Annotated in this window: 20 protein-coding genes; 16 read left to right on the top strand and 4 right to left on the bottom strand. The window is 34.0% G+C overall.

The genetic code is table 11. From position 1 onward, the window contains the following. Window positions 1-82: 82 nt before the first annotated feature. The 4 genes from AB1444_07785 to gatB all read right to left on the bottom strand — a co-directional run bounded on the left by AB1444_07785 (window position 83) and on the right by gatB (window position 3,421). Window positions 83-610 (bottom strand): hypothetical protein, encoded by a 528-nt coding sequence (locus AB1444_07785; GenBank protein MEW6526549.1) that lies wholly within the window; start codon window positions 608-610, stop codon window positions 83-85. Beyond that, the gene (fliS, locus tag AB1444_07780; protein ID MEW6526548.1) at window positions 525-959 is read right to left on the bottom strand and encodes a flagellar export chaperone FliS; all 435 of its coding nucleotides are present in this window, start codon (window positions 957-959) and stop codon (window positions 525-527) included. Before fliS ends, AB1444_07785 begins: the two co-directional genes overlap by 86 nt. A 95-nt stretch (window positions 960-1,054) precedes the next feature. Further along, window positions 1,055-1,939, bottom strand: coding sequence for a phosphoribosylaminoimidazolesuccinocarboxamide synthase (locus tag AB1444_07775; GenBank protein ID MEW6526547.1), 885 nt, complete (start codon window positions 1,937-1,939; stop codon window positions 1,055-1,057). Window positions 1,940-1,987: 48 nt separating this feature from the next. Further along, on the bottom strand, window positions 1,988-3,421 hold the full coding sequence (gene gatB, locus AB1444_07770; protein MEW6526546.1) for an Asp-tRNA(Asn)/Glu-tRNA(Gln) amidotransferase subunit GatB: 1,434 nt from the start codon (window positions 3,419-3,421) through the stop codon (window positions 1,988-1,990). A 315-nt stretch (window positions 3,422-3,736) separates the two neighbouring features. Here gatB and AB1444_07765 point away from each other — a divergent pair, with 315 nt between their 5' ends. The 16 genes from AB1444_07765 to AB1444_07690 all read left to right on the top strand — a co-directional run bounded on the left by AB1444_07765 (window position 3,737) and on the right by AB1444_07690 (window position 20,990). Further along, the gene (locus tag AB1444_07765; GenBank protein ID MEW6526545.1) at window positions 3,737-4,447 is read left to right on the top strand and encodes a hypothetical protein; all 711 of its coding nucleotides are present in this window, start codon (window positions 3,737-3,739) and stop codon (window positions 4,445-4,447) included. A gap of 366 nt (window positions 4,448-4,813) precedes the next feature. Continuing rightward, window positions 4,814-6,136 carry a TolC family protein gene (locus AB1444_07760; GenBank protein ID MEW6526544.1) on the top strand — a complete coding sequence of 441 codons (1,323 nt, stop codon included), beginning with the start codon at window positions 4,814-4,816 and terminating at the stop codon, window positions 6,134-6,136. Then, on the top strand, window positions 6,133-7,392 hold the full coding sequence (locus AB1444_07755) for an efflux RND transporter periplasmic adaptor subunit (protein MEW6526543.1): 1,260 nt from the start codon (window positions 6,133-6,135) through the stop codon (window positions 7,390-7,392). Before AB1444_07760 ends, AB1444_07755 begins: the two co-directional genes overlap by 4 nt. Before the next feature lie 22 nt (window positions 7,393-7,414). Beyond that, on the top strand, window positions 7,415-10,663 hold the full coding sequence (locus AB1444_07750) for a CusA/CzcA family heavy metal efflux RND transporter (protein ID MEW6526542.1): 3,249 nt from the start codon (window positions 7,415-7,417) through the stop codon (window positions 10,661-10,663). 19 nt (window positions 10,664-10,682) lie between these two features. Beyond that, the gene (locus AB1444_07745) at window positions 10,683-11,162 is read left to right on the top strand and encodes a hypothetical protein (GenBank protein ID MEW6526541.1); all 480 of its coding nucleotides are present in this window, start codon (window positions 10,683-10,685) and stop codon (window positions 11,160-11,162) included. Between the two features lie 104 nt (window positions 11,163-11,266). Next, window positions 11,267-11,749 carry a hypothetical protein gene (locus tag AB1444_07740; GenBank protein MEW6526540.1) on the top strand — a complete coding sequence of 161 codons (483 nt, stop codon included), beginning with the start codon at window positions 11,267-11,269 and terminating at the stop codon, window positions 11,747-11,749. Between the two features lie 68 nt (window positions 11,750-11,817). Then, entirely contained in the window at window positions 11,818-12,405 is a 588-nt protein-coding gene (gene nadD / locus AB1444_07735) for a nicotinate-nucleotide adenylyltransferase (protein ID MEW6526539.1), read from the top strand. Further along, on the top strand, window positions 12,395-13,501 hold the full coding sequence (locus AB1444_07730; protein ID MEW6526538.1) for a LytR C-terminal domain-containing protein: 1,107 nt from the start codon (window positions 12,395-12,397) through the stop codon (window positions 13,499-13,501). The genes nadD and AB1444_07730 overlap by 11 nt, the downstream gene beginning before the upstream one ends. Beyond that, window positions 13,498-13,875 (top strand): ribosome silencing factor, encoded by a 378-nt coding sequence (gene rsfS / locus AB1444_07725; GenBank protein MEW6526537.1) that lies wholly within the window; start codon window positions 13,498-13,500, stop codon window positions 13,873-13,875. Before AB1444_07730 ends, rsfS begins: the two co-directional genes overlap by 4 nt. A 7-nt stretch (window positions 13,876-13,882) precedes the next feature. After that, entirely contained in the window at window positions 13,883-14,506 is a 624-nt protein-coding gene (locus AB1444_07720; GenBank protein MEW6526536.1) for a histidine kinase dimerization/phospho-acceptor domain-containing protein, read from the top strand. A gap of 27 nt (window positions 14,507-14,533) precedes the next feature. After that, window positions 14,534-16,006, top strand: coding sequence for a sigma-54 dependent transcriptional regulator (locus AB1444_07715; GenBank protein MEW6526535.1), 1,473 nt, complete (start codon window positions 14,534-14,536; stop codon window positions 16,004-16,006). A 32-nt stretch (window positions 16,007-16,038) separates the two neighbouring features. Next, complete coding sequence (locus AB1444_07710; GenBank protein MEW6526534.1) at window positions 16,039-17,019, top strand: kelch repeat-containing protein; 981 nt, start codon at window positions 16,039-16,041, stop codon at window positions 17,017-17,019. Beyond that, the gene (locus AB1444_07705) at window positions 16,970-17,764 is read left to right on the top strand and encodes a transglycosylase domain-containing protein (protein MEW6526533.1); all 795 of its coding nucleotides are present in this window, start codon (window positions 16,970-16,972) and stop codon (window positions 17,762-17,764) included. Before AB1444_07710 ends, AB1444_07705 begins: the two co-directional genes overlap by 50 nt. Before the next feature lie 26 nt (window positions 17,765-17,790). Next, window positions 17,791-18,384: a sulfurtransferase TusA family protein gene (locus AB1444_07700; protein MEW6526532.1), complete on the top strand. Its 594-nt coding sequence runs from the start codon at window positions 17,791-17,793 to the stop codon at window positions 18,382-18,384. Window positions 18,385-18,389: 5 nt separating this feature from the next. Beyond that, the gene (locus tag AB1444_07695) at window positions 18,390-19,760 is read left to right on the top strand and encodes an amino acid permease (protein MEW6526531.1); all 1,371 of its coding nucleotides are present in this window, start codon (window positions 18,390-18,392) and stop codon (window positions 19,758-19,760) included. A gap of 51 nt (window positions 19,761-19,811) precedes the next feature. Beyond that, complete coding sequence (locus tag AB1444_07690; protein ID MEW6526530.1) at window positions 19,812-20,990, top strand: BamA/TamA family outer membrane protein; 1,179 nt, start codon at window positions 19,812-19,814, stop codon at window positions 20,988-20,990. Window positions 20,991-21,032: the final 42 nt, after the last annotated feature.

Here is a 21,032-nt window from a genome sequence, read left to right as displayed (position 1 = left end):
TAAAAATCTGTAAGGTTACAGGTTTAAAAAGAATATATTTTAAGCAGGTTTTATAAAAAATAAAAGATTATTAATGAATTGACTAATATGCCAGTTGCGTTTGTAATTCGATTATTTTATTTATTTCATTAATATTTTTTAGTATTGATTCTTCATGATTGGTAAGCAAAATAATCAGAGTCTGATTCAGGTTATATATATATTTAATAGATAAATTTATATTCTTCATTGTATCGCAAATGATATTTGCTACAGGATGATTTAATTTTCTAAGGAATTTTTCAAATTCGGTATATTCAATGCCAATTTTAGATGTTAAATCATTAATGCAATTGGCAATAGAATAATTACAAAGAGAGATATCTTCAATAATTTCATTGTTTGAGGATATTATGGTAACTATCGCTTCTTCATTTTCATTTATCAAATTTATCTGTATAGTTTGTAGGTTTACCTCAAACTTTTTTAACAGCATTTGTTTGGTTAACAGTAAATCTGATACATTATGAAGAAGTGATTCAATATCATCCCTCAATTGAAAAGGAACCTTTGGATGCTGTTGCAACCCTGTCCGAAGGAGTTTCTTTAGTAGAAATTTTATCCCATGCATCCCGTAACTCTTTTAATAATTTAACGACATTTTTTAATATATCAGCGTTTTTCTGAATATTGGCTTCTAAAAGTTGTTTTTTGAAAAATATATACAGGTTAAAAAGATTTCGTGCAACATCTCCACCTTCATTCATGTTTAACGCTAAAATTAATTCATTAATTATGTCCTGAGCCTTAAGAATATTGGTATTGGCAATATCGTAGGTTTTTGGATGCATATGTTCTATAGCTATGTTGCAGAATTTAATGGCACCATCATAAAGCATTACGATTAATTTACCCTGATTGGCGGTATTTATTTCTGTATGTTTGTACTGGTCATACGGATTTCTACTGGGTAAAGCCATGTAATCCCCCCTCGATTATAAACGCATTGGCATTAAAAGTATCGGATAAAAATATACAAATCTTTATGGATTAATCCAATATTAAACACAAATATTTAACCTAAAATGTGTTTAATTCTTTGTAAAATCTCCTCGTATTTTTCTTTTGTTTTCTGTATAATTTCATCTGGTAAAGGAGGAGGGGGCGAATTTTTATCCCAGGTGGTAGTTTCTAAATAATCGCGTATGAACTGCTTATCTAAACTTACCGGTGAAATGCCGGGTTTATATAATGATGCATCCCAGAATCGGGAGCTGTCAGGTGTTAATACCTCATCAATCAAAATAATTTCTTTATCAGAAAAACCAAATTCAAACTTTGTATCAGCTAAAATTATACCTGCTTTTTTTAATTTATCCCTGGCAAAATCATATAAATCAAGGGTAACCTGCGCTAACTTTTCGGCAATATCGGCTCCCAATGATTTTTTCATTTCTTCAATGGTAATATTTTCGTCATGTCCTGATTCTGCTTTTGTTGCGGGGGTAAAAATTGGGTATGGCAGTTCGTCGGCAAGCTGTAGTCCACCGGGCAATTCAATTCCGCATACCTTGCCTGTCTTTTGATAATCCTTCCAGCCGCTGCCAATTATATAACCACGTGCAACGCATTCAAAATCAATTCGTTTTGCTTTTTTTACCAGTACGGCTCTATCTTTAAAAAATTCTGGATAATCACAAAATGGTTTTGGGAAATTTTTATAGTTGGTTTCTATAATATGATTATTAATAATTTTTATATTTTTAAACCACAGGTTTGAAATGGTGTTTAAAATAATGCCCTTGCCGGGAATGCCATTTGGAAATACCCAGTCAAAAGCCGAAATTCTGTCGGTTGATACAATGACAAGATGCTCATCATCAACTTTATATACATCACGTACTTTACCTGAAAAAAGCTTTCGTGTACCGGGGACTTTTGTTGTGGTGACTGCTTCCATATTTTTTCCTTTCTTGTTTTGTTTTGCGATAGTTTGAAGTATAAGCTATTATTGTGATAATTTTTTAATAAGTATATCATTAACCATCTGTGGGTTTGCCTTACCTTTGGATTCTTTCATAACCTGTCCAATGAGAAACTTCAGTGCTTTATCCTTGCCGCTTTTATAATCTTCAACAGATTTAGGATTGTTTTTAAGTACTTCATCAATGATAGATTCTATTGCGCCAGTATCTGTTACCTGACGTAATCCCTTTTCGTTAATAATTGTATCAGGATTTTTGCCAGTTTCAAGCATTTCTTCAAAAACAGTTTTGGCTATTTTTCCACTGATTGTTGCGTCGTCTATTCGCTTCAAAAGTATAGCTAAATCTTTGGGCTTAACAATGAAAGAATCAATAGTTTCCGGATCATCAATCTTTGCTAAAACCTCACTCATTATCCAGTTAGATGCTTTTTTGGGCTGTACCCCATCAGCAACAACTGATTCATAATATGATGCTAATTGCTTGGTTGTGGTCAACACCTGAGCATCATACTCAGGCAATCCATATTGTTGCATAAATCGTATACGTTTTTGGTGTGGCAATTCAGGTAATTCATTTTTTAATTGTTCAATGAATTCCTGAGATATCTCAATGGGTGGCAAGTCCGGTTCTGGGAAATATCGGTAATCATGCGCTTCTTCTTTTGAGCGCATGGAAAACGTGATATTGCGATCAGCATCCCATAAACGGGTTTCCTGAACTATTTTTTCATTTTGAAATAACATCTTCTTCTGGCGTTCAATTTCATATTCAAGGGCCAATTTAACCGAACGGAAACTATTTAAGTTCTTTATTTCAACTTTTTGCCCAAATGTTGGGGAACCTTTTGGTTTTAACGAAACATTGACATCACATCGCAAGCTTCCTTCTTCCATATTGCAATCTGATACTTCAATATATTTCAGTATTGAGCGCAGGTTCTGGAGATACTGATACGCTTCATCAGGAGTATTAATATCTGGTTCAGATACTATCTCTATTAGTGGAACTCCCGTTCTGTTGAAATCAACATAAGAAACTTTATAGTTTGAATCTTCACTATGGATATTCTTACCAGCATCTTCCTCCATATGCAGGCGAGTGATTCCAATCTTTTTGATTCCATTGTCAGTAGCTATCTCAATATAGCCATCGTAACATATTGGCTTATCATATTGTGATATTTGATAAGCTTTGGGGAGATCAGGATAAAAATAGTTTTTACGGTCAAATTTGCTGTATGACGCAATCTTACAATTTAAAGCAAGCCCTGCCTGTATAGCTTTTTTTAATACTTCTTTATTTAATACTGGTAATACACCCGGAAGCCCTAAACATACTGGACATACCTGAGTATTTGCTAGTGCTCCAAATTGAGTTGAGCAAGAGCAAAATATCTTGGATTGTGTATTCAATTGCACATGCACTTCAAGGCCAATGACTGCATCAAATTCCATAAGACGACACCATGATTAAGATAATTTTCAATTTACCTTTGATTAGTCAGGCTATTAAATATTTGTCAACAAAAAAGATACAAATGAGTTTATACAATGAAAAATTTTCAATACCGACTGTTGACTTTTGGTATTATTAGAAGTATTTTACAACTACTTTTTTAATTATTTTTTTCAATGTATATATTAATACAATTTGATAGGTTGTACCTTTAAAATTGTAATAGTAATCGGAAAATACAATCTACCATTAAAAGTGGTGAAGTATATTCTGGAATAGATTTTGGGCAACATTTTACATTGAGGAGGAAAATCATGAAAAATATTTATACTACATGTACTATACTATTCATTCTTCTTTTTACTGCAGTAAGTTTTGCAGCAAATTTGAGTGTAGGAGCTTCAACCTGGTATACAACATGGGAGATTGCTGTTGAGAAAAGTGCGGGAGGTGGCACAATAGAAACTGATAGAAGTATTATGTATGGGCCAGTAATGTCACTCAATTTTTTGGAAAATTGGAGTATTGCCGGCGTCTTCTTATATGGGCAATTCAATAATCCGGAGTATTCAGGAGGTGGTGTTACCTTTGGTAATTTTAACCGATATGATTTTGATATAACGATTAATTATGGGATTACTAATAACATTAAGTTATTTATTGGTGGCAAATATGTACAATTTGATTTTTCAGTATCAAATGAAGAAGCATCTTATTATATGTATGGTCCAGGTACGGGATTATCAATAATTTTGAATATTGTGAGTAATCTCTATTTTACCGGAAATGTTAGCTATGTATATATGAAAGGGAAGGCTGATCTGGTTGATAGTTCTTCATCTATGATTACAAAAGGGATAAATACATCCGCTTCATTAGGTTATTATATTGCACCTGCTTCAGTAACTGTATATTTGGGTGGAAGATATCAGCGTTTATATGAGGACAGAAATATTGAAGATGCATTCAAATATCATCAAATGATGGGTGTTACTGCAGCAGCAACATATAGCTTCATTTTATAATACATTCTTTTAGATTGTTCAAATGGTGGTTTTTTCTTATTTATGCTATAACCAATAAGAATATAATTGCGATAAATTTATAAATGAGAAATCTGAACATCATAATTTATATCCCCATATTTGGCGGGAATGTACATTATATTTATAATCGATTTATATTTTCATAAAAAGCCGTAAACGTATTCAGTAATCAATAGAATATAGTCCCATTCCAATTCATTTATTATAAAGTAAAAAATACATACAATGGTGTATAAAAAATTTAGAAATATTTACAATTATCTTTTTATTAAATATTTTTATTGATTTAATTATGAACTTGTTATATACTACTTTTATGGTAGTATATTACAAAAGAAAAAGACGATGAAAAGTTCAAACGTAAATAGAATGACGTATTCAATGAGCATAACACTTCTTGTTTTTTTATATATTTTCATAACTCCTTTATGGTTATGGCCGCAGTCAATAGATTTAGTATTAGTACAACATAAGGTTCTTGAAAATAATTTTAAATTAAAAGCAATGAAGCTTCAGGTAGATCAATTTAAAAATAAAATCACTGTTACTTCATCGTTACCTGATCCAAAAGTTACATTGGGATTGAACAATATTCCAGTTAGTAAACCATCGTTCAATGAATCAGATATGACCAGTAAAGAAATTGGCATATACCAGATGTTTCCTTCTTTTGGGAAATTATCTGCTAAAGAACGTATAGCAATACTTGAATATCAAAAAGCTCAGGAAATGTATCGATTATATCAGGCATATTATCTCCATGCAGTGCGTTCGTACTTTTTTGAAATTGCGTATTTGAAAGAATATATAAAAATTATAGAAGAAACAAAAAAATATCTAACCATTCTTCTGGAAATTCAGAAATCAAGAAGCACTGCCGGAATTGGTATGGTATCGGACGTGCTGAAAATAAGCGTAGAATTATCCAAACTTGATGAAGAGATAATTAAGGTTACTGCTGCAATTGCTGAAACTGAAGAAAACATAGCATACCTTCTTGGCGATAGTAATGGTGAAAAGAAAAACTATAGTGCTGACTTCAATTATGATACTATAACAATCCATAACCAACCAGACACTGCTGTAAGTGAAAAAGTTTTACGCGAAAATCCTGAATTGCAGTTACTATCGCTTCAAATTCTCATAGATGAAGAAGCAATAAATCTTACACAAAAAGATCTGTATCCGGATGTGGAAGTGGGTGTTTCATATATGCAGCGTGATAAAACACCACAGGGTGCAAAACGTGATGATATGTTTAGCGTTATGGCAACATTCAATATACCAGCATGGTTTATAAGCAAAAATATACCTGCAATTCAGGAAATGAAAATTAAAAAAGGCCAGTCTGAAGCAGAGCGTAATGATAAGAAAAATGAAATTACATTTGCGCTTTCTACAATATCTATTAATACTGAGAAGTGGAAACAATTTTATGAATTGTATTCAAAACATATTATACCGCAACTTGAAGCAATGCTGCAGACTGATATTGCCTACTATCGTACAGGGACTACTGAATTTATGAAATTGATGGATACCATTCGTTTGTTATTAAATTATAAGCAGGAGCAACTGAATACGATTAAAGAATATTGTAAATCGGTTTCATTTTTATATTTTTTACAGGGTGATACATCAATACTTGATTGGTCTGGTGTACAATGAAAAAATTGTTTATTCTAATTGTTGTAATTGTCATAGTTATTGCCGCAATAGTATTTATTGTTGGTAACTATCGCCAAAATATAGCTGATAAAAGTGCCACAAAAGTTAGCTATACCTGTCCAATGCATCCACAAATCATTTCGGATAAACCAGGTAGTTGTCCAATATGCGGCATGGACCTTGTTCCAGTTAAAGAGGAAAAGAAAAATGAATCGCATAAAGAACATCAGGATATTGTAGGATATGCTTCCTTATCACTTGGTGAAAAGGCAAATATACTGGGTTTAACGTATGAAACAGTTGGGATTAAAGACATCGTAAAAGAATTGCGGACATCAGCAACAATAATGGCAAATGAAGAAAAAACATATAAAATTAGTTTCAGAATTTCAGGTTGGGTTGATAAATTATTTGTTAATAAAACGGGTCAGTTCATTTCAAAAGGAGAACCATTGCTTTCACTTTACAGTCCTGAACTGTATGCAGCGGTCAGTGAATATATTTCTATCATTAATTCTATTGAAACACTATCCAATAATCAAACTGTTACTGGTACGCTATTAAATCTTAAAAAATCTTCGAAAGAAAAACTGTTGCTCTATGGCCTTACTGAAAAACAGGTTAACGAAATAGAAACAAAAAGAGAAGCCTCAAGAGCTGTAACTATATATTCGCCGTATACAGGATACGTTATAGACAAAAATGTTTTTGAGGGTCAAAAAGTAAATTCTAATGAAATTTTAATGACGATTGTTGACCTTACAACAGTATGGGCAATTGCTGAAGTTTATCAGCCTGATTTGCCGTATATAAAACCGGGAATGATGGCTACGTTGCGCATACCGTACTGGGGTAATAAAGAATATAGGGGGAATGTGCAATTTGTGTATCCTTTTGTCAATGAGCAAACCCGTACTGTAAAAGTCAGAGCATTATTTTATAATACTTCAATAGAGCTTAAACCGGGATTATATGGTGAAATGTTATTGCGATATTCTACTGGAAGACATCTGGCTATATCAGAACAGGCAGTATTTAAAACTGGCGAAAAAAATTATGTATTTGTAAAACATACTGATGAAACGTTGATGCCACATGAAGTTATATTAGGAGCTTTGGGGGATAATGGATATTATCAAGTATTAAAAGGTGTAAGGAAAGGTGATGTTATTGTATCCCCTGCAAATTTCCTGATTGATTCTGAATCGCAATTAAAAGCTGTATTCAGTAATGTAAATGAAGGCCATGCTCATTGATGTTAGATCATGGTAAAAAAATATGATTAAAAAAATTATCTCATTCTCTGTTCATAATAAAGCTTTGGTTTTATTTGTTATATCGTTTTTGCTATTATATGCTGTCTATGCTATTGATAACATTCCTCTTGATGCCATTCCAGATTTATCTGATACACAGGTGATAATTTATACCAGGTGGGACAGAAGCCCCCAGATAGTTGAGGATCAGGTAACATACCCAATTGTTTCGGCTTTATTGGGAGCACCAAAGGTTAAAACCATCCGTGGATTCAGTGACTACGGATTTTCATATATCTATGTTATCTTTGAAGATGGAACTGATATTTATTGGGCACGAAGCAGGGTGGTTGAGTATCTTTCTAAGTTGCAGGGATCATTGCCACAGGACGTTAAAATGGAATTGGGACCGGATGCAACAGGGGTGGGGTGGATTTATCAGTATGCATTGATTGATAAAAGTGGGAAATATGATCTTTCGCAATTGAGGACATTGCAGGACTGGTATATTAAGTATTCACTGCAATCGGTTCCTGGGGTTGCTGAAGTTGCAACAGTTGGTGGTTTTGAGAAGCAATTACAGGTTACTATTAATCCCAATACATTACATAGTTATGATATCAGTTTATTGGATGTCATAGAAGCAATTAGAAAAAGCACAAATGAAATGGGTGGTCGCCTCATTGAATGGTCGGGCAAAGAATATATGGTGAGAGCGGAAGGATATATAGAGAATATTAATGCTTTAAAAAAAGTTGTGATTAAATCGAATATCCCCACTCCCGTTTTACTTGAGCATGTGGCTGATGTAACTGTAGGGCCGCAGATCAGGCGAGGTATTGCTGAATTCAATGGTGAGGGTGAGGTGGTTGGGGGAATCATCGTTATGCGCCATAAAGAAAATGCCCTTACTGTAATCAAAAAAGTTAAAGAAAAAATTCAGGAAGTTAAAGAAGGATTACCTGAAGGAGTACAGATAGTGCCTGTGTATGACAGATCAGGTTTAATTAAGCAATCAATCTCTACATTAACAGGCGCGCTTATAGAAGAGATGATTGTTGTGAGCATAGTTATTTTGATATTCTTGTGGCATATTCCATCAGCCCTTGTACCAATTATAACAATTCCTATATCAGTTATTCTTGCTTTCATACCTATGTATTTTATGAAAATCACTTCTAATATTATGAGTTTAACAGGGATTGCTATTTCTATTGGGGTTCTGGTTGATGGAGCAATTGTAGAAGTTGAGAATGCATATAAGAAAATTGAACACTGGATAGCAAATGGAAGAAAAGGAGATTATCATGCAGTGCGTTTAGAGGCACTTATGGAAGTTGGACCGTCAGTGTTTTTTTCATTACTGGTGATAACAACTGCATTTTTACCTATTTTTACTCTTGTTGATCAGGAAGGAAGGCTTTTTACACCGCTTGCATGGACCAAAACGTTAACCATGGCACTGGCAGCTCTATTAGCTATAACACTTGATCCAGCAGTGCGAATGCTCTTTACACGATTAGAGCCATATAAACTAAAATCAAAAAAAGTATCAAAAATTCTTACAACACTCTTTATTGGAAAATATTATCCTGAAGAAAAACATCCAATCAGTAAATCACTTTTTAAGATGTATGAGCCTGCATGTAGATTTGTATTGAAGTACCCAAAACATGTAATAGGTAGTTCATTAATTATTTTCATTATCACAATACCAGTCTTTTTTTCACTGGGTTCAGAATTTATGCCACCTCTCAATGAGGGAACAATTCTGTATATGCCCACAACATTACCTGGAATTTCACTTACTGAAGCCAGAAAGCTCTTGTTGTATCAGGATAAGGTTTTAAAAAGTTTTCCTGAGGTTGAATCAGTTTTTGGGAAAGCAGGCAGAGCGGAAACTTCAACTGATCCAGCTCCTTTGTCAATGATAGAAACCACTATAGTACTTAAACCAAAGGAACAATGGCGAACAAAAGAACAATGGTATTCCCCTTGGGCTCCAGAACCACTAAAAAAATTATTACGTCTTGTATGGCCTGAACATATATCGTATTCGGAACTCATTGCCATGATGGATAGTGCTTTAAAGGTTCCAGGAGTAACCAATGCATGGACAATGCCAATAAAAGGACGTATTGATATGTTAACTACCGGTATACGTACGCCGATTGGAATTAAAATTATGGGTGGGGATATTAAAGAAATTGAAAAAATTGGCATGAACATTGAAGGGCTGATAAAAGATTTAGAGGGAACTCGCAGTGTATATGCAGAACGTGTGGGTGGAGGATATTATGTTAATATTATTCCAGATAGAAATGCATTAGCCCAATATGGTTTAACAGTAGAAGATTTACAGACCATTATTGCAACAGCTATTGGGGGGCAAACGGTTATTACTACTATTGAAAATTCCAGGGAGCGATATTCCATTAATGTACGATATCAAAGAGATTTCAGAAATAACATAGATGAACTGAAAAGGGTGTTAATACCTACAAAAAATAAATTCCATGTTCCACTACAGGAAGTGGCCACTATTACACTATCTTATGGACCATCTATGATTCGAAATGAGAATGGGATGACAACTGGCTATGTATTTGTTGATATTTATGATACTGTAGATATTGGATCATATGTAAATAATGCAAAAGAAGTGGTTTATAAATCCTTAAAAATACCCGCAGGGTATACTGTCACATTCAGTGGCCAATATGAAAATATTTTGCGGGTAAAAAAACGTTTGATGATTATTTTACCGGTTACAATTATTTTAATAATATTAATTTTATTTATTAATACAGGGAGCATAATTAAGACTATAATTGTATTGTTAGCTGTTCCATTTTCATTAATTGGTGCCGTACTGTTAATGTATATCCTGGGATATAATATCTCAATTGCTACTTGGGTTGGTATGATTGCGTTGATGGGGCTTGATGCAGAAACGGGAGTATTTATGTTATTATTCTTAGATCTTTCTTATGAAGAAGCCAGAAAAGATAGTAGATTGAAAACTATTGAAGGCTTGAAGAATGCAATAATGCATGGTGCAGTACAAAGAATACGGCCCAAGATGATGACAGTGATGACAACCATGATAGGGCTATTACCTATCATGTGGTCTACCGGAACAGGTGCTGATATGATGAAACGAATTGCTGCTCCTATGGTTGGAGGATTGACAACTTCTTTTATTATGGAGCTTCTTGTATATCCGGCTATATATTATCTCTGGAAAAAGCGAGAACTTAATTTACAATAATAACTATAAGGGGGATTGTATGAAAAAATCAATAGCTTGTTTAACAGTTGTGCTGTTAATGATGTATGCTGCTTTTGGTCAGTCTCAACACATGCACCATGGGCATGAAGGTGGTAAATCAACGCATAAAGCTATGGGTACAATGGTGTTTCAAGCACAAAAAGATGGATTATCAATAGAAGTGTATCTGAATGATATTAAAACCGCCATGGAACAGATGATGAAAGAAAGTGGAATGAAATTTGATGCCAGCAAGCTTGATCCTGATATTACTCATCATATGTCTATTTTTGTAAAAGGTAATGATGCGGGAACTATTAAAAGTGCAATATTACATATTCAAAGCAAAACAAACAGCAAAACATATACCCTTATTCATATGAAAAATCACTATGGTTCGGATGTCTCATTAAAGAACAAGGGTACATATGATGCTATACTAACTTTTAATACTGAAAAGAAAAAGGGATTGCAATTCAGGTTTACCATTACTATTTGATAGAAACACTATTAATCATTATTGACATTATAATGCATTATTACTATCGTCAGGTCAGATAGTAGCCATAGCTCAATTATTGATGACTTTATAAAGGCTTTACAATGATGATAAACAAGCAGAATTTAATACGGATAGCGTTCATAGTATCTACAAGTATAGTTGCCGGTTTTATTTTAGGGAAATTGCTTGTAGCTAAAACGGTATCAGGTAGTACTGCAATATCATTCTTTATAACACAGCCATTATATACGTACTCCACTATCAATAACAAACTTTACAGCAATAATCCCTTAGAAAGATTAACAGGGTATTGTACATTATATGAATTACATATTATAGATAAGCCTTTTTTATTTGAACGCTATAAACAGGAAGAAAATATTGCATCTAAAAGAGTGATTTTGAATGTTTTGGCTTTATATGGCGGCAAAGAACTTTTACACTTTTTTGATGAAGTATATGAGCTATCTGACAAAACCTTAAAGAAACAAATGGTGAAAATAGTAAAACAACATTATCCTAAAAAATTAGATAGTTTTGCCCAAAAACATAAGGTTGACGCGCAGTGGATCCATACTGATTAATAAATTTTCTTGACTGCTACACTGAATTCATAAAGATGAATCAAATATGTATATACGGTGAGGCTCATTTGAAGGTTGGTATATTTGGTGGTACATTTAATCCTGTTCACATAGGGCACCTCATTAATGCTCAGTTTATACATGAAGAATTTAATTTAGATTTTGTTGTATTTGTTCCAACAAAGTATCCGGTTCACAAGGAATTGGAAGATGATGTGTCGGCAGAACATCGTTATCAAATGATTAAGCTGGCCATTGAAGGTGTAGATTATTTCAAAGTTTCACGGCTTGAGATTGACAGAGAAAAGCCATCCTATACTATTTATACCGTTGAAGAAATATTACAGAAAAACCCGGACTGGGAATTGTTTTTTATTATTGGATGTGATGCATTCAATGAAATTAATACATGGAAAGAATGGAAGCGTCTGCTTATGACAATTGATTTCATCATAATGAAACGTCCTGGTGATGTACTGCATAAACGTTTTAACAAGTATATGTCACGCATTCACTGTGCAAAAAATCCTGTTATCGATGTTAGCTCATCTGTTATCCGTGACAGGGTAAGAAATGGCAAATCCATCAAGTATTTATTACCTGGCAGGGTAGAACAATATATCTATAAGCATGGGTTATATAAAAGTGAAAGATAAAATACGTTTAATTGTTTCTATTACATTAATTTGTATAATAGTAATGGGTATATTTTATATTTACCGCAGGTTTACACGTAATGCCATAGACACACTGGCTGCTAATAAAGAATTGATTAATATTCTTGTAACTGCTAGCAATGAATATAATGAAAGGCGGCATTCGTTTTATGCAATTCTTCATTTTAATCCTGAAAAAAAAAGTATAGGTGTTACATTTGTTCCACCAAATTATCTGGTGACTCTTAATAAAAGAACCGGAAAAGCAAAAAGGCTTGAATCACTTTCGTTTTCTGATTACAGTGATATAATAGACTCACTTGAAGATGACCTTCATATAACATTACCGTTTTATATTGAATTGTATGCTTCAGATGCCATAAAAATTATTGATTTAATTGATGGAATAAATTTATATATACTTGACCAGGTAAAAATGGATTTAGGATATACAACTGGTATCAATTATTGTGATGGCCGTAAGGCTTTATGGTATATTAATAAAGTTGAACAAAATTCAATTTATCTGAAATACGATAGAATAATGGATATTGCCCTTACCCTTTTCACAAATAAAGAATTATATAAAAAGTATGCAAATAAAGAGCATATTAGTGAAATGGTCAGTTCAATTAACACCAATTTATTATTACAGGAAATGTTATCCCTTATTGATGTTGTGTATGATGCCAGGACTGTATATACAACCATTATGCCAGGCAAGATGGATAAGGACAATAATTACACGGTGGATGATATTACCAGAAAATTATATGAACAAAAGTTCTTGCGCCCTCTGGTTCTTGATATTAAAGATTCTGAATCTATTAAAGTTAAAATTTTAAATGGATCGGATATCCCCGGGCTTGCGCGAAAGATGCGCAATGTGTTGACGCGTGAAGGGCTTACAGTGGTTGAATTTGGTACATCACCGTATGAGGTAACTGACAAAACCGTTATAATAAATCAAAAAGGAAATTTAAACTCGGCTTTAAAAGTATCTTCAATTCTTGGAATTGATACTATGTATCATATAGTTGACTCATCACAGTTAGCAGATGTATTAGTAATAGTAGGAAAGGATTATTCACAGTGACAGCAAAAAGTAAAAAACCCAAACATTCGATAGATCCTGTAGTATTATCCCTGATGAAAGGATGTAAAAAGGTCCTTGATGATACAAAGGCCATTGATATCGTCTTTCTTGATTTAAGGGAAGTGAATTCATATCTTGATTATTTTTTAATATGTACCGGCAATTCCATATTACATTGCAAGGCACTGGCACGAGAAGTTCATAAATATTTTCTTGATATGGGAATAAAAGAGCGTTCGCGTACCACAACCAATTCACCATGGATTGTTCTGGATTACAATGATATTATCATTCACATATTTACTAAAGAAACACGTGAATTTTATCAGTTAGAGCGTCTATGGGCCGATGCGAAGCAAATTGAATTAGATTAAAGCACACATGCATGAAGTTGATATCATTGAACGAGTAATACGAAATATTGCTCATGAAGTCCGCAACCCTTTAACCACAGTAAAGGGATATGCACAGTTACTATCGCAAAAAAATGAGCCTGCCTTAATTGTCAAGTCGCAGAACATGATTATTGAGCAATCCGAACGCATTGATACTATTTTTACACAGTTGTATGATGCATTTACTGTAATAGACGATGATATTGCAGAGTGCGCTTTTCCAGAAGTTTTGTGTACGATAGTTGAAGAATCTTCCTATCGCGAGTATATTACAATTGAACACAATGACCAATTCAGTGTATCACTGTATATCAATAGATTTCAACAATGCCTGAGCAGCATCATCAATGGTTTTAATTGGAAATATTTTTCGGGCTCATCGTTGCATCTTAATGCTTCAAAAGAAATGCAGTGTAATGTCAGTATCAATTTTTCGGGTGTAGTATTCGATAGTATCCCTGAAGATATTTTTTATTACCCTTTCCAGTGTAAGCAGTTTTTTAGTAAGGGTACGGAGCTTTTTAAAGTGTATTGCATTGCACAGCGCAGTGGATGGCTGTTTACATTTTTACAAGATAGGAATGGATTTACTCTTCAGATCCCAATATAAATATTTTTTATACATAATGCTGTGACCATGAACACTATTCTAGAAAAATATTATAGAGTGCTTATTGCAGATGATGAGAAAGGCATTCGTGACCTGTTAAAAGATCTGCTTGAAGGATCATTTTATGTCAGTACCATTGACCGTGGTGATACTATAATTGAGGAATTAACAAAAAATAAATATGATATATTGATACTTGACCTGCAAATGCCTGGTAAAAACGGCATTGAGGTGTTACAGACAATACGTGATTTAAAACTTGATATTGTAGTGGTGGTGATCACCGCTTCAAACGATGTGCAACTGGCAATAACATCCATGAAATTAGGAGCGTATGATTATCTGGTAAAACCATTTGATACCGATAAGCTTCTGGTTATACTGAAAAATATAGTTGAAAAACTTGATCTGGAAAACGAAGTCAATGAGCTTCGCGAAAAAGTTGGAGAAAGTTTCAGGTTTAAAAATATCATTGGCAAGTCACCAAAGATGCAGCGTATCTTTGCAACGCTGGAACGTGTTATTGATACTGATAGTACCATTTTAATAATTGGTGAAAGTGGCACTGGCAAAGAGATTATTGCAAAAGCTATCCATTATAACAGTAATCGCAAACAATATCCTTTCAAATCAATTGACTGCAGTACAATACCACAGGATTTAATTGGTAGTGAACTGTTTGGCCATGAAAAGGGAGCATTCACAGGTGCTATCGCCCGAAAAATTGGAAAGTTTGAAGTTGCCAGTAAAGGGACTCTTTTTCTTGATGAGATAAGTAACCTTTCATTTGATATGCAGGCAAAACTGTTGCGTGTTTTGCAGGAAAAAGAATTTGAGCGCATTGGTGGTAACGAAATCATTAAAGTGGACACACGAATTGTTGCTGCAAGTAACCGCGACATACGCGAGATGGTTAAGCAGGGCACATTCAGGGAAGATTTATATTATCGTTTAAATGTGGTGCCAATTTATTTGCCCCCCTTAAAAGAGCGAAAAGAAGATATCCCCCTTTTTATTGATTACTTCCTGAATAAATTTACAACCGAATATGGTCGGAATATTTCACTTGATTTACAGTCACGATTATATTTGACAGATTATCACTGGCCTGGCAATGTGCGGCAGCTGGAAAATGTTATCAAACGGCTTGTACTACTTTCAACGGAACCTGCCGTTAAACTTGATGTTGTTAAAAGCGTTTTGGAATTTGAAGAATATAATAAACCAAAAGCAAAAGCCATAGATGTTGAATCCGAAAACATAAACCATGTCATTTCTGAGACTGATGCAACTACAAAAAAAATAGAAGATAGTGAAAGCAAGGCCCAATATGTTAAAACGCTTGACGAAATTGAAAAAGAATATATTGAAGAAATGTTGAAACATTTTGATTATAATATTTCCTTAACAGCAAAGGCCATTAATGTATCGCGTAAAACAATGCATAATAAATTGAAAAAATACAATATAGCGATAAAAAAGACTGTAATAGAAAACTAAATAACATTGTCAGGTAAACTTAAAGAATACATATGAATTTTAGAATTTTATATAAATATGGTGTAACAGTACTATTAATTACAGGGCTGATTGTTTTTGCTACTTCACTGCTGATTGGTTTTAACGAAAAAGAATCAAGCTTTACCCGTTATCTTTTGCATGCACCATTTTCTGGCAGGGCAGGGCATACCTGCACTGTCTTCAAAGGGAAATTATGGCTTATAGGTGGATGGGACGGCAATAATCCGTATAACGATGTATGGTATTCTAAAGAGGGATTACACTGGTATAATGCCGGGCCAATGCCTTTTAAACCAAGGGCAGGACATACTGCATTTGTATATAATGATAAATTATATATTGTTGGTGGGCTTACATTTGATGAATCACGAAATATTATTGACCTGAATGACGTATGGGCAACAGATGATGGCATTAGCTGGCAGTGTGTAAAAGAAACGGCTGAATTTATGCCCCGTGGCGGACATGCATGTACAGTATTTAAAAACACTATTTTGCTGGTTGGAGGTATTGCCTGTGGCGCAGAAGCTTTCAAATCGGACGATGGTATTAGCTGGCATAAAGTAGCAGGAAATTTACCTTTTGGTTCACGTGGTGGACATGTTTTGACATCATTTAACAATAAATTATGGGTGATTGGCGGTATCCGTGTTGACGGAAACAATAATTTTACAAGCTTCAGCGATGTGTGGAATTCATCTGATGGAATTCACTGGCATAAAGTGGCAAGCAATATGCCTTTTTTTGCTGGCGGTGGCCATGGGGCAGTGGTGTATAAAAAATCATTGTGGGTTATTGGTGGATTCAGAAAAGGAGGCACTGTTTACAGGTCGGACAATGGGAAAGATTGGGAACTTTTTTCAAGCTTCACGCCAATGGGTGAGCGGGTTTCGCACAGTTGTACTGTTTTCAAAGACAGAATTATTTTAATAGGTGGTTTTGATGGTACAGGATTTAAAAATGATGTATGGGCGTTTAAAACGCTGGAGTAATACAACTGATTATTATTTGGAATCTTTGAACTATAAGTGGGCTTTCACAAAAAAAATTATTAAAGCGGCGATAGCTCTTCATATAGTCTTTTTTCTGGGTATGGGGGCTTTACTATTATATTATTCTAATCATAACCCCTATACAACACCGTTAATGGCATACCGGTTGTATGTTGATGGTTATACGGTAAAACCGGTAAAGTTCATACCATTTAAGAAAATCCCTGATGACATTAAAAAGATGGTTGTCTCAATAGAAGATTATAAATTTTATAAACATAATGGTATTGATATTGAAGCAATCAAACGGGCGATAGTAATTAATTATAAAGTTGGATATAGAATGTATGGAGCCAGCACTATAACCCAGCAACTATCGCGCACTCTTTTTCTACTGCCAGTTAAATCAATTATCAGAAAATATGTTGAACTTTTGATTTCATTGGAAATGGAAATGATTCTGGATAAGGATAGGATACTTGAATTATATCTTAACTATTGTGAATTAGGTAAGGGAGTATTTGGAATTAAAAATGCTTCATATTACTATTTTGGAAGAAATATATATCAGCTAAGCACTGATGAAAAATCCAGGATGTTAGCAATTTTAGCAAATCCTATACTTTTTTCGCCATATGATTTTAAAAATTCAAAACTCATCACAAACCGTTACTATATATTAAAGTTCAGGTATTATACATATAATAAATATAGAAACATGTTGCAGTATGCATATCATAATTAAGATATACTCTATCAGGTCATAGTTTGATGGCTAAAAATCAAAGTGAAAAAACAGTTATAGATACCCGTGGATATAGTTGTCCCATATCTGTTGCATTGATTGCTAAAACTATGAATACCGTCAGTGATGGTTCATCTGTAGAGATTATTTCCGATGACCCTTCTATGAAGAAAGAGATAGAGCAATGGTGTGTTGAATCGGGTAATATCATGAACACCGTTGTCATTGATAATTCAACTGCCCGTTTTGAAATAATAAAAGGGAAAGGATATAAACCTCAATCATTATTTGATATGATTGCTTTTTTTCTATTAGGGGTACGATTGCATATTCACAAAATTTTTGTTTCTCTTTTCAGAAAAGATACTACCCGATGTTTAATCACATTTGTGTCAGTTGCCGAAGGAATGCGTGCACATTACTGGTTGCAGAACAATTATCCTGAATTATCATATGCGTTATTACCTGTTCCTAATGCTATAACCAGACATTGTGGAGTGGTAATTGGATTATCTAATCTTACGCTGGCAAGGGAGTTATTTAATTTATTGCGTTCTAATGATTTTAAGGTTGAAGATATATACATAAAGCGTAACTATACCTACCATCCTGCGCAATAACCACCATGCATAACATCAATAATAAGAATTTTACTGAAGAAACAAATTTAACTCGGGGATTGGGGTTACCTTCAGCTGTTTCTATTGTAATAAGCCGTATTATTGGATCAGGCATCTTCAGAACACCCGGACCCATTATGGCTCTTGTGGGGTCAACACTGCTTTTTGGAAGCGTCTGGATTATTGGTGCAGTTATTACAATTTTTGCTGCAGTGTGTTATGCTGAACTGGTAGCAATGATGCCACGGTCTGGTGGTCCCTATATATATTTAAAAGAAGCATATGGCCCTTTGATTGCATTTTTACGTGGGTGGGCAATGTTCTTTGTATCTGAAACAGGAGCTATTGCTGCTGTGGCATTGGTCTTTGCCGAATATACTCAGGCTTCCCTTGAAATTTCTTCAGGGATATATCTATCTCATGCTATGGTTGTTATCATTGCATTACTTATAATAGTGTTTCATACCATTATTAATTGTTTTGGTGTTAAGCTCAGTGGCGTTGTACAAATTATTATCAGTTCATCAAAAGTCATTGCGCTTGGTTACATTATAATAGCGTGTTTTGCAAAAAATGGTAATGTTCATAATTTCTATACACCACTTTTGCCAGAGCATTTTACGTTTACTCATATTCTGGGAATTGGAGCTGCTCTCAGGTATGCATTTTTTGCATTCAGTGGCTGGGAAGGGGCAACGTATGTTGCCGAAGAGGTAAAGAATCCCAGAAAAAACCTGCCAATGTCGTTACTGATTGGTATCGCGTGTGTTTTGATTCTTTATATGAGTGCTAATGCAGCGTATCTGTTTCAGATACCGGTAGATAAATTTGCAATTTCAAAATGGATAGCGGTTGATGCTTTGCAAAATGCTCTTGGTGCAGCAGGGGCACTGCTTGTTGCATATGCAGTAATGATTAATACATTTGGCAATGTTGGTACTCAGGTAATGGTAAAAGCGCGGACATGGCACGCCATGGCACAGGATAATTTATTTTTTTCATGGTGTGCACAGGTTCATGATACCTATAAAACACCTAATAATGCAATGGTTATGCAGGGTGTTTGGGCATGTGTACTGGTAATTTTTGCATCGATATATAAAAATTCTTATGAAGCAGTCATTGATTATTTTTCGGCAACAGGAACCATTTTTAATATATTGACTTTAACAAGTGTTATTGTTTTACGTAGAAAATACCCTGAGGCTGTAAGGCCATTTAAGACATGGGGATATCCTACCACTGTAATTCTGGTAGTTTTATTTTATGTAATATATTTAATAGTTACACTGATTACTGCATTTATTCCTTCACTGTTAGGGATAGTGTTAACCTCTACAGGATTAGTATACTACTGGATTAAAATAAAACAGTAGCAGCTGTTATGAATGCCATTCGTTCCATTTTTTGGGAATAGATTCATATTTATGTCTATAATAGTAATTATGAATAGATCTATCATAAGAAAATCCACGAAAATCAGTTTATGTATAATACTGTTTTTATTATGTATTTATTTTTCATCTAATTTGTATGCAAAAACTGACATAAAAGATACTGTAACAGGTGAGCCATTACAGGATATAGTTGTCATAAGCCAGAATGACTGGTTGATAATACCACATCTTTATTATAAACCTGAAACACAGTTTGCCTATGGTGTCGTATTTTTGACATACTTTCAGGATATAATAATGAGTATACCACCAATAAAATTGCGTCCAACAACATTGGCAATAACATTTACCCATACACAAAATGATCAGTTTATATTTCAGGTTTTTCCTGAGTTCTATTTTTTTAGAGACAAATATCATATCAAGAATGAATTCCAGTATATGAATTATCCCGATAAATTTTATGGAATTGGCCAGGATACTTTAGAAGAGGACAAAGAAGCCTATACATCCAGGATATTTTCATTTAAAAATATTATTGAGCGTGCATTTATTCCTGGATTTTATATTGGCTTGTTGTATCACATAGATGTAAGAAAAACAACACAGGCTCAAGATGGTGGACTCATTGACTCAAATATATTACCAGGGGCAGATAAAGGGCTTGTTTCCGGTCTTGGATTTACCTTAAATTATGACAATCGTGATGACATCTTGTTTACGCGTGATGGTTCGTATGCTAATTTTACCATTACACAGTATTCAAAATATATCAAAAGTGATTTTGATTATATTAATGTAACCTTTGATTATCGTTTCTTTGAACCTTTCTGGTTTTCGCATGTTTTGGCTTTGCAATTTTTTTCGGGTTATATACACGGTCAGGCTCCTTTTTATTTATTGTCACAAATGGGAGGAGCAAAGCTTATGCGAGGTTTGTATGAAGGTAGATACAGGGACCGCAATGTCGTTGTTGTACAGGCAGAGTATAGATTCCCTTTATTCTGGAGGTTTATTGGGTGTGGTTTTGCTGGTGCTGGAGAAGTTGCTCCGGCTATACGTGATTTTAACAAAGAATGCATCGTCTATACCTGGGGTGGAGGTTTGCGATTTAAGTTAAAGAAAGATCAAACTCTTAATGCACGCCTGGATATAGGATTTAGTAAAAACTTTACTGGTGTTTATGTGACAATAGGTGAAGCTATATAAATAAATTATTGAATAAATATATTGTTTACGATAGAATTAATT

It is taken from the genome of Spirochaetota bacterium (assembly GCA_040756435.1).
Taxonomy (GTDB): domain Bacteria; phylum Spirochaetota; class UBA4802; order UBA4802; family UB4802; genus UBA4802.
This window is presented reverse-complemented; position numbering and strand designations above follow the sequence as displayed.